8 protein-coding genes are annotated in these 9,765 nt (G+C 69.9%); 4 read left to right on the forward strand and 4 right to left on the reverse strand.

Annotated features, from left to right (window positions below; translation table 11 throughout):
• Window positions 1-64: 64 nt before the first annotated feature.
• Both ACWDV4_RS03860 and xseA read right to left on the reverse strand, forming a co-directional pair.
• The gene (locus ACWDV4_RS03860; protein WP_449974619.1) at window positions 65-313 is read right to left on the reverse strand and encodes an exodeoxyribonuclease VII small subunit; all 249 of its coding nucleotides are present in this window, start codon (window positions 311-313) and stop codon (window positions 65-67) included.
• 120 nt (window positions 314-433) lie between these two features.
• Window positions 434-1,654, reverse strand: a complete 1,221-nt coding sequence (xseA, locus tag ACWDV4_RS03865) for an exodeoxyribonuclease VII large subunit (protein WP_449974620.1) — start codon at window positions 1,652-1,654, stop codon at window positions 434-436.
• Between the two features lie 128 nt (window positions 1,655-1,782).
• Between xseA and ACWDV4_RS03870 the strand changes: the two genes are divergently transcribed.
• Window positions 1,783-2,784: a 4-hydroxy-3-methylbut-2-enyl diphosphate reductase gene (locus tag ACWDV4_RS03870; RefSeq protein ID WP_449974621.1), complete on the forward strand. Its 1,002-nt coding sequence runs from the start codon at window positions 1,783-1,785 to the stop codon at window positions 2,782-2,784.
• A 107-nt stretch (window positions 2,785-2,891) separates the two neighbouring features.
• On the forward strand, window positions 2,892-3,320 hold the full coding sequence (locus ACWDV4_RS03875) for a hypothetical protein (RefSeq protein ID WP_449974623.1): 429 nt from the start codon (window positions 2,892-2,894) through the stop codon (window positions 3,318-3,320).
• Window positions 3,321-3,463: 143 nt separating this feature from the next.
• Here ACWDV4_RS03875 and ACWDV4_RS03880 read toward each other — a convergent pair whose 3' ends face one another.
• Window positions 3,464-6,739 carry a S8 family serine peptidase gene (locus tag ACWDV4_RS03880; protein ID WP_449974624.1) on the reverse strand — a complete coding sequence of 1,092 codons (3,276 nt, stop codon included), beginning with the start codon at window positions 6,737-6,739 and terminating at the stop codon, window positions 3,464-3,466.
• 201 nt (window positions 6,740-6,940) lie between these two features.
• The gene (gene rmuC / locus ACWDV4_RS03885) at window positions 6,941-8,095 is read right to left on the reverse strand and encodes a DNA recombination protein RmuC (RefSeq protein WP_449974626.1); all 1,155 of its coding nucleotides are present in this window, start codon (window positions 8,093-8,095) and stop codon (window positions 6,941-6,943) included.
• 90 nt (window positions 8,096-8,185) lie between these two features.
• Here rmuC and ACWDV4_RS03890 point away from each other — a divergent pair, with 90 nt between their 5' ends.
• Together ACWDV4_RS03890 and ACWDV4_RS03895 are read left to right on the forward strand one after the other, a co-directional pair.
• Window positions 8,186-8,959: a hypothetical protein gene (locus tag ACWDV4_RS03890; RefSeq protein ID WP_449974627.1), complete on the forward strand. Its 774-nt coding sequence runs from the start codon at window positions 8,186-8,188 to the stop codon at window positions 8,957-8,959.
• Window positions 8,960-9,144: 185 nt separating this feature from the next.
• Window positions 9,145-9,720: a hypothetical protein gene (locus ACWDV4_RS03895; protein ID WP_449974629.1), complete on the forward strand. Its 576-nt coding sequence runs from the start codon at window positions 9,145-9,147 to the stop codon at window positions 9,718-9,720.
• Window positions 9,721-9,765 lie beyond the last annotated feature (45 nt).

Raw genomic sequence — 9,765 nt, forward strand, 5'->3', positions numbered from 1 at the left:
CAGTGGGGACGTCCCCCTCGATGCTGTTCAGCGGACTCTTCTCGGCCTGGATTACCGGCCTGGTTCAGGCGGACTCTCTGGCCTGGCGGGCGGCGTCGATCCGTTCACGGGCTCCATCCAGCCAGTGCTGGCAGACCTCGGCGAGCCGTTCACCGCGCTCCCAGAGCGCCAGCGACTCCTCCAGCGAGGTCCCACCGGCCTCCAGCCGTTCGACCACCGACGCCAGTTCGGCGCGAGCCTGCTCGTAACTCAGCCGCTCGTCCGGACTCAGCCGCTCGTCCGGCCCGGTCGCTTTCTTCTTCTGGTCGGCCATGGGCGGTCCTTTCTCGGTACATCCGGTCCGGGTTGGCGCAGTTGCGGACCCGTGTCGGAACGAAGTCCTGGCCCGCCGCCGTGGATGCTGGTGGTCCTCAGGGCGGTGGCGGGCGCTGGTTCAGCTGTCGACTGTTGCGGCGACCTCGCCCCGGGCGAACCGCAGCCGCAGCGGGTCACCGGTGGTGACCTCCGCCGAGTCGCGTACCACCTGGCCGTCGGCGCGCTGCACGATGGCGTACCCCCGATCCAGGGTCGCGGCCGGGGAGAGCGCGCGGAGCCGGGCCACGGTGTGTCGCAGGTCCCCGGCGGCGGTGCCCAGCCGGTGGTCGAGACAGCGGGTGGCCCGGTCCCGCAGCCCGGCCACGTCGGTGGCCCGCTGGTCGAGCATCACCGCCGGCCGGGCCAACACCGGCCGGGACCGCAGCGCGTCGATCCGGTGCGACTCCCGGTCGACCAGGTTGACCACCGCCCGGTCCAGCCGCTGCCGGGCCTGGCGGATCAGCCGCGACTCCTCGGCCAGGTCGGGCACCACCCGCTTGGCAGCGTCGGTCGGGGTGGAGGCACGGACGTCGGCCACATAGTCGACCAGTGGCGCATCCGTCTCGTGCCCGATCGCGCTGATAACCGGGGTACGGCAGGCAAACACCGCCCGACACAGCGCCTCGTCGGAGAAGGGCAACAGATCCTCGGTGCTGCCGCCGCCCCGGGCCAGGATGATCACGTCGATCCGGTCGTCCGCGTCGAGCACCTTCAGCGCGTCGATGATCTGCGGTACGGCGGTCGGCCCCTGCACCGCCACGTTGACGGTCCGGAACTCCACCGCCGGCCAACGGCGCTGCGCGTTGGTGAGTACGTCCCGTTCGGCGGCCGAGGCCCGACCGGTGATCAGGCCGACCCGGCCGGGCAGGAACGGCGGCCGGCGTTTGCGGGCCCGGTCGAAGAGCCCCTCCGCCGCCAGTAGCTTCTTGAGCTTCTCCAGCCGGGCCAACAACTCGCCGAGGCCGATCTGGCGAATCTCGTCGGCGCGCAGGCTGAGCGTGCCCCGGGCCGCGTAGAACTCGGGTTTGGCATGCAATACGACCTTTGCGCCGTCGGCCAGCTCAGGCGCCCCGGCGTCCAGTACGTCCCGATTGGTGGTGACGGTGAGACTGAGGTCGGCCGAGGAGTCGCGCAGGGTCAGGAAGACGGTGGAGGCACCGGGGCGGCGACTGATCTGGGCGACCTGTCCCTCGACCCAGACCCAGCCCAGCTTGCTGATCCAGCCACTCACCTTCTGGCTGACCACCCGGACCGGCCAGGGCTCGTCGGGGCTGCTACGCGGGATCTCCGGCTGGGTCACCGGCCCAGCCTACGGCCCGGGGCGGACATGTCCTGTTGATCAAGAGGTACGCGTCGTCCATGTGCCGCTCTGATGACGCAAACTTCTTGATCAACAGGGATGGGTGTGACGGCACGTAGACTGGTCGGGTGACCGAGGCCCAGGCGACCACACAGACCGGCAAGCGCGTACTACTGGCCAAGCCCCGTGGCTACTGCGCTGGCGTGGACCGCGCGGTGCAGACCGTGGAGGAAGCGCTCAAGCTCTACGGTGCCCCGATCTACGTACGCAAGGAGATCGTGCACAACAAGCACGTCGTGTCGACCCTGGAGCAGCAGGGAGCGATCTTCGTGGAGGAGAACGAGGAGGTGCCGGAGGGCGCCACCGTGATCTTCTCGGCGCACGGCGTCGCCCCCGAGGTGCACGAGCAGGCCAAGGCCCGCTCGCTGAAGGCGATCGACGCGACCTGCCCGCTGGTGACCAAGGTCCACCAGGAGGCCAAGCGGTTCGCCGCCGAGGACTACGACATCCTGCTGATCGGCCACGAGGGGCACGAGGAGGTCATCGGCACCTCTGGCGAAGCTCCCGAGCACATCCAGCTCATCGACGGGCCGGCCGACGCCGACAAGGTCACCGTCCGCGACCCGAACAAGGTCGTCTGGCTCTCGCAGACCACGCTGTCGGTCGACGAGACGCTGGAGACGGTGGCCCGGCTCAAGAAGCGGCTGCCGATGTTGCAGTCGCCGCCCAGCGACGACATCTGCTACGCCACCTCCAATCGGCAGCAGGTGGTCAAGGAGATCGCCCCCGAGTGCGACGTGGTGATCGTGGTGGGCTCGCGCAACTCCTCCAACTCGGTACGCCTGGTCGAGGTCGCCCTGGGTGCCGGTGCCGGGGCCGGGCACCTGGTGGACTACGCCTCGGAGATCGCCGACGAGTGGTTGGCCAATGCCCGTACGGTGGGCCTGACCTCGGGAGCCAGCGTCCCCGACGATCTGGTCATGCAGGTCCTGGAGCATCTCGCGGCCCGGGGGTTCACCGACGTGACCGAGGTGACTACCGCCGACGAGCGACTCACCTTCTCCCTGCCGCAGGAACTCAAGCGCGACATGAAGGCCGCCGCCGCGGCCCGCGCCGCCGCCAGCGCCTGACTCCGGCTGATCGCCGTGATCAGGGAACGATCGATTGCGGCGAGATTCGGGAAGGATCGACTGCGGCGATCAGGGAACGGTTGATCGGCGCGGGGCATCATATCCGCATGAGAACGATCAGGATCGTCGCGTCCGCCGTGGTCGCTTGCCTGGTCCTGAGCGCGTGCGCCCAGGACGGCCCGACCGGCACGTCCCCGACCCCGACCGCATCGGAGGGAACACCGGTGACCACCCCACCTGTCGACCCCGGCACCACCGATCCCGGCAATTCGTCGCCGCCGTCCGGCAAGTCCCCCGTACCTCGGCCACCCGGTGGGACGACCCCGCCGTCCGGCACCGTGACCATCAGCGGCACGATCGTCGCCGGAGTCGAGGCTGGCTGTGTGCTGCTCGACCGCTACCTGCTCTTGGGCGGCCCGCGTGAGCTGCTGCGCGCCGGGGCGACGGTGACGGTGACCGGACGGGTGCAGCCGGGTCTGATGACCACCTGCCAGCAGGGCACCCCGTTCGTGGTGGAGAGCGCCAAGGCCGCCTGAGCACGCCGTCGAGGCCCGCAAAACAGCAGCGCTGCCGGGTCCGCGAGACCGCGCTGCCGGGGTCCGCGAGACCGCCCCGGTAAAGGGCACGGAGCCCGTTCCTGCACAGGGGAACGGGCTCCGTGGCTATGCGCAGCAGTACGTCAGGAGACGGTGCCGATCGACACCGAACCCCGACCGATGATCGCGCCCTCGTCGGTCTGTACGGCCAGCTCGCCGTAGAGCGTCCGACCGGCGGCCGAAGCAGCTGAGGCGGTGACCGAGCCGGCGACCGTGGCGGTGGCACCGTTGGCCAGGGTCAGCGACCCGCTGGCGGTCGACAGCGAACCGAGCGCCGACGCGGTGAACGAGTCCCGGTAGTCGTACGCGGTGCTGCCGCCCGCCCCGTCCACGGCGTAGCCGTCAACGACCACCCGGTAGGTGCCCGGGACGGGGTTGGCGATCGTGACCGCCTCCTCCGAGTCGCCGTCGGCGGCCTGGCCGACCAGGGTCGTACCCCGGAAGACCCGCAGGTCCAGGTCGGCGGCCAGGTTGCCGGGGTTGCCGATCCGGGCGGTGAAGGTGGTCGCCCCGGCCGGCACCTCGACGGTGTATTCCTGGACGGTCCCCTCGGCGATCGTCGGCCGGCGGGTGGCGATGCTGGAGAGCGCACCGCCGACACCGGTGACGGTGACCGGACCGTAGTTGTTCTTCAACGACCAGCTGACCGGGGTCGCCTGGTTGGCCGGCACGCTGGGCAGTTCGATCGTCGCCGGCTCCACCGTCACGCCCTGCACCCGGGCCAGCAGCTGGTACGGGTTGTCCAGCGCCGGCGAGGTACGCCGAGCCTCCACCTCGATCTCCCAGACACCCGGGATCGGGTTGTCGTACGACCGCTCCTGCGGCTTGCAGACAGCTGGGTCGGAGTAGTTGGTGTAGCACTGGGTGGTGGCGGTGGGGTCGGCCGGCACGCCGTACGGGTTGATCGCGATGAACCGGGTCTGCGATCCGGTGGCGATGCCGGAGAGGTTGACCTGCAACGACCCGGCACCGGCAGGCACCGTGACGAAGTAGGACGTGGTGCTGTTGCGTTCGATCGAGCCGCTGGCCGTGATGGCGTGGTTCGGCGACTTGGTGTCCTCACCGATCACGACCGTGGCGGGCATCTCGAAGTCGACGACGGAGGTCTTCGGGTCGTCGATGCGCAGGATGGCGGCGTGCACGCCGACCCCGCCCCGAGCCTCCACGTAGAACGTGACGGTCTTGTTCAGCGGCAGGTTCAGCGTCTTCGGCGCGTTACGGAACGTGCCGTCGTTGCCGACCCAGTTGAGCTTGTGCTTGACCGTCTTGTTCGGACCGCTCGTCCGGGTGACCTTGATGGCGTACTTCTTGGTGGCACCCGGCCGCTGGCCACCGTCCGTGGCGGCACACCGGTTGTAGAGGCCGGTGCCCTGGTGCGGGGTGGCGAGCAGGTTGGAGATCGGCGTGCAGACCGGGACGGTCAGCTCGTAGTTGCGGGTCTCGACGCCCCGGGCGAGCAACTTCCAGGCTCCGTTGACGTCGAACAGACCGTTGCCCTGGCCGTGTACCGAGACGTTCTTGATCGGCTTGGCCGAGGTGTAGATCGCCCGGCGCAGCGCGGCCGGGGTGACCCCACCCTGCGTGGCCTTGGCGGCCGAGAGCAGCAGCGCGGCGGCACCGGTGGCCTGCGGGGAGGCCATCGAGGTGCCCTGGAGCATCTGGTAGCCCGCCGGCAGCGGGTAGCCCGCCTCGGCGACCGGGACACCCGGCAGCCAGGTCGGCGTGGTGGAGATGGCCGAACCCGGGGCGGTGATGTTCGGCTTGAAGCCACCGTCCTCACGCGGACCGCGGGAGGAGAACGGCTGCAGGTTGTTCGGCGTACGCACCGCCGAGCCGTAGTTGGCCAGCCAGCTCTCCCGGCTGGCGCTGGCGGCGACGGAGACCACGTTGCTGGTCACCGACGGGTCGCCGATGGTGTTCACACCCGGCCCGCTGTTACCGGCCGAGATGAAGATCTGCACGCCGTAGTCCTGGATCAGCCGGTTGTAGAGCACCGACCGGGCGCTGTTGCCGTCGTTGAGCGCCGGCAGGCCGCCGATCGAGATGTTGACGACGTCGACGCCCCGGTTGACGATCAGGTCGACCATGCCGGTGGTCAGTGCCGCGTAGGTGCAGCCGCCACCCCAGGAGCAGGCCCGGGCGGAGACCAGCTTCGCGCCGGGTGCGGCACCGTCGAAGGCGGCGTTGCCGAACATGTCGTTGGCGGCGGTGATGCCGGCGACGTGCGAGCCGTGTGCGCTCTCCGACAGGCCGATGCTCACGTAGTCGACCAGGCCGGGCCCGCCGGCCGGGGTGGTGTCCACGTCCTCGCGGTACTCGACCACGAACGGGATCCGCTCGCTGATCTCGGTGGCCACGTTGTCGGTCCCGAAGTAGCCGATGTCGAACTTCTCCTTGTACGGCCGCATGACAGCGTCGTCGGTGAAGTCGAAGTTCTGGTTGGTGTCCACCCGGATGTCGTGGCTCACCGCGTCGTACAGGATGCCGAAGGTGTCGGTGGTGTCACCGTCGCGGTTGATGTCCCCGGCCGGGGCGCTGGCTGCGGTGATCGACTCGGCGAACCGGTTGAACCGGTAGCTGCCGGCCGGGGCCTTCCAGGTCTGGGTGCCGACGGTGAAGGTCGGTCCGGTCACCTCGGTGAGCATCGGACGCCAGCTTGCGTCCTCCAGCGGGTCGGTCGCGGTGACCCAGTCGACGATCTTGCGCTCGCCGGTGGTGGCGGTCTGCAGCGCCGGGTGGGCCACGTCGACACCGGAGTCCATGATGCCGATCGTCACGCCCCGCCCGTCCCACTGCGGGTTCCGCTGCTTGAACGACACCGCGCCGGTCTCGTGCGTCGGCATGAACGGGTTCACGGCCGGCGTGTCCGTACCGGGAGCGGTCGTTCCCGGTGCCGGGGCCGGTGCCTTCCGGGCGGTGCTGACGTCGGTCCGGTCGCCCGGTGCCGGGTCGGGCAGCGGTACGGCCTCGTCCAGGTCGATGGCGGCCACACCGGGCAGCGTGGCGGCCTGGGTCACCATCCCGGTGGGCACCTTGGCCAGCAGGTAGCCAACCGAGTCGAACTGGCGGCTGACGGTGCCGCCGAGCCGGGCCAGCCCAGTGGCGACGTCGTCGGCCTCACCCTGATCGGTGGCGACGATCAGCGTCACCGACTGGTCGCCCTTGGCCTTCGCCTCGGCCAGGAGCTTTGCGTCGCGGGAACCCAGGGCATTGGCCGGATTGGCCTTCGGCACGTCGGTCTCGCTCGGTGGGCTGGCGCTCGCGGCAGCACCACCCGTCAGGGTCATGGCCCCGGCCGCCACGACCGACGCGAGGAGCCCGGCGGAGGTACGCCGACTCCAGGTGCGGGGTCTACTCACGTTCTCTTCCTCCAGAGAACAGGGCCCTTAGATGCAGGGCACGTGTGAGCCGCATCTTCCGGGTTGCCGGAATGACTGTCACTACTGGCCGGTTACTTTGTGACTGGCCCGTGATAGGAATCTGTGCGACCAGCGCGGAGTCGTGACAGGAGAATCACAATTAGTGGCCGCCGATCTGATGGCCCAGATCGATCGGACCGGCTATAGGGACCTCTCCGGCTCATCGACCAACTCTGGTGCCTGCGGTTGGCGTGGCGTTATCTCGACCTGGGCCGGTGTGGACAGCTGGTCGCCGGAGACACCCAGATCGGCGAGTTTACGGGCGCTGACCAGCACCCGGGCCTCCAGGGAGCCGACCGCCTTGTTGTACGCGGTCACCGCCCCACCCAGCGCCCCGCCCAACTTGGACACATGCTCGCCGAGGGTGGCGAGCCGGCCGTACAGCTCCCGGGCCAGGGCGTGTACGGCGACCGCGTTGCGGGCCAGCGCCTCCTGCCGCCAGGTGTACGCCACGGTACGCAGCAGCGCGACCAGGGTGGCCGGGGTGGCCAGCACCACGTTGCGGGCGAAGGCGTACTCCAGCAGCGTCGGGTCACGTTGCAACGCGACGTCGAGGAACGGGTCGGCCGGAACGAACAGGACCACGAACTCGGGGGTCTGCTCGAACGCCGACCAGTAGGACTTGGCCGCCAACGAGTCCACGTGGGCCCGCAGGTGTCGGGCGTGCGCGTCGAGTTGACTGTCCCGGCCGCGTTCGTCGCGGGCCTCCATGGCGGTCAGGTACGCGTCGAAGGGCGCCTTCGCGTCCACCACCACCGAGCGGCCGCCGTGCAGCCGGACCACCAGGTCGGGGCGTACCCCCTGGTGGTCGGTGGCGGCGGTCACCTGCTCGTCGAAGTCGCAGTGCTCCAGCAGGCCGGCCGCCTCGACGATGCGGCGTAGTTGGTGCTCGCCCCACCGGCCGCGTACCTGGGGTGCGCGCAGCGCCGCCACCAGCTGTTTGGTCTCGGTGCGTAGTTCGCCGGAGACGGTGCCCATGGCGCGTACCTGCTCGCGTAGCTCGGCGTAGGCGTTCACCCGGTCGCGTTCCAGTTCCGCGATGCGCTGCTCGTAGCGGCGCAGCGACTCGTGTAGCGGCGCGACCGCCCGGGCCACCGCCTCCTGGGACTGCGCCGTCGCCTCGTACGACAGGGCGCGCATCGACTGCTCCAGCCGCCCCTCGCCATCGCGGGTGGCCTGCAGGGTGGCGTCGAGCCGGGCGATCTCGGTCGCCGACCGGGCGCGGGCGGCCAGCCAACCGATGGTTCCACCCGCCCCGAGGCAGCAGATCACCACGGCCACCGTCGAAGCATCCACCCGTCGAGCATGCCAGCCCGGTACGGCCAGACTGTGACCTGGCTCGCTGGCTCGCCGACGGGGTGGGCGGACGGAGCTACCGTCGTACTCATGAAGTGGGTTCTGTTCCTTCTGTTCCTGGTGCTGGTCGTCGGCCTCCTGGTGTGGTTGCGGCGGGAGACCGCGGCCCGGCAGGCGCGGGCGCTGGCGGATGCCCGGGCCGACGCGCAGCGCTGGTACGAGCGGCTGGGCGGCCAGGTGATGGGCCTGCACGGCGACGAGCCGGCGGTGCGGCAGGCGCTCGCCGACGCGGGGGAGCGGTACACCGCCGCCGGTGGGCAGTTGGAGCAGGCACGCACGGTTCGGCAGTACGAGCTGGCCCGGGAGACCGCTCTGGAGGGCCTGGCCTACATTCGGGCGGCTCGTACCGCGCTCGGGATCGATCCCGGCCCGGAGCTGCCGCAGTTGGCCGCCGCCCGGGGTGCCGGGGCGGTCACCGTGCCTCGCGAGGTGAACGTGCAGGGGCAGGTCTTCCGGGCCGGTCCGCAGCCGGGCGCGGCGACGCCGTACTACTACCCGGGTGGTCGGATGCAGGGGCGGCCGGTGCCGTCGGGCTGGTATTCGACGCCGTGGTGGAAGACCGGTCTGGCTGCCGGTGCCGGGGTACTCGGCGGCATGCTGATCGCCGACGCGCTCTTCTCGCCCGCCTTCGCCGACCCGGGCTACGGCTACGACGCCGGTTACCAGGACGGTTACGCCGACGGCGGGGACTTTGGTGCCGATGGTGGTGACTTCGGCGGCGGTGGGGACTTTGGCGGCGGAGACTTCGGTGGTGGCTTCGGCGGTGGCGATTTTGGTGGCGGGGACTTCGGCGGCGACTTCTAGCCCGCCCCGGCCGAGTTCGAGTCGGTCTCGCCGGCCTTCCTGATGCTGGCCAGCCCTCCGAAGGTAGGGCTGGCCGGATGGTCCCAGGCGGCTTCACCGGGCAGAGTCAGAGGGTGACCTCAGAGATACGGACTACGTCGCCAGTCACCTCTCGGACTTCGGTTGCTTGGCTGGTCAGTGTGGGCGTGGCGGCTCTGGCCGTGGCAGCGGTGACGATCGTCGCCCAGTCGACTGGACGGTTCCACTGGTGGGCGGGCTTCATCCTGGTGCCCGGTGCCCTGATCGCGGCGACCGGCGGGCCGCTGCTGACCCGGGGTGGCGGCCGGAGCTTCACCGGATATCTCGTGGTGTGGGTCGGCAGCCACGTCTTCGCCGTCGGGGCGCTTCTCATGTTCGGCGTGATGGGTCGGTGCTGGCCGCTCATGATCGTGCTGCCGACCCTGGCCGTTGCCGGCACCTATCTGTGGCGACCGGTGCATCCCCTGGCCCGGGCTCTGCACCGCACCATCGCCTGTTTGGCGCTCGCCGGAACCGCCGTCGGCGTGACGTTGCAGTTGCTGGTGGCGGACGTAATCGACTTCGGTGAGACCGCCTGGTGGGGCGGGTTCATGATGCTGGCCGGTGTGATCATGCTGCTCAACGGCCTGGAGCTGCTTCGGTACCGGATCGACTACCGGGTGTCGGCGTTGACGCTGATCGCCGGCCCGGCCGTGGTCAGCTTCCTGCTCGGGTTGCAGTTCCTCCGCGGCTGGCCGTACTGAAACTCAAGAAATACTCAAAATTTCGATACATCGATTGAACGCCGA

Source organism: Micromonospora sp. NPDC003197, from assembly GCF_053590565.1.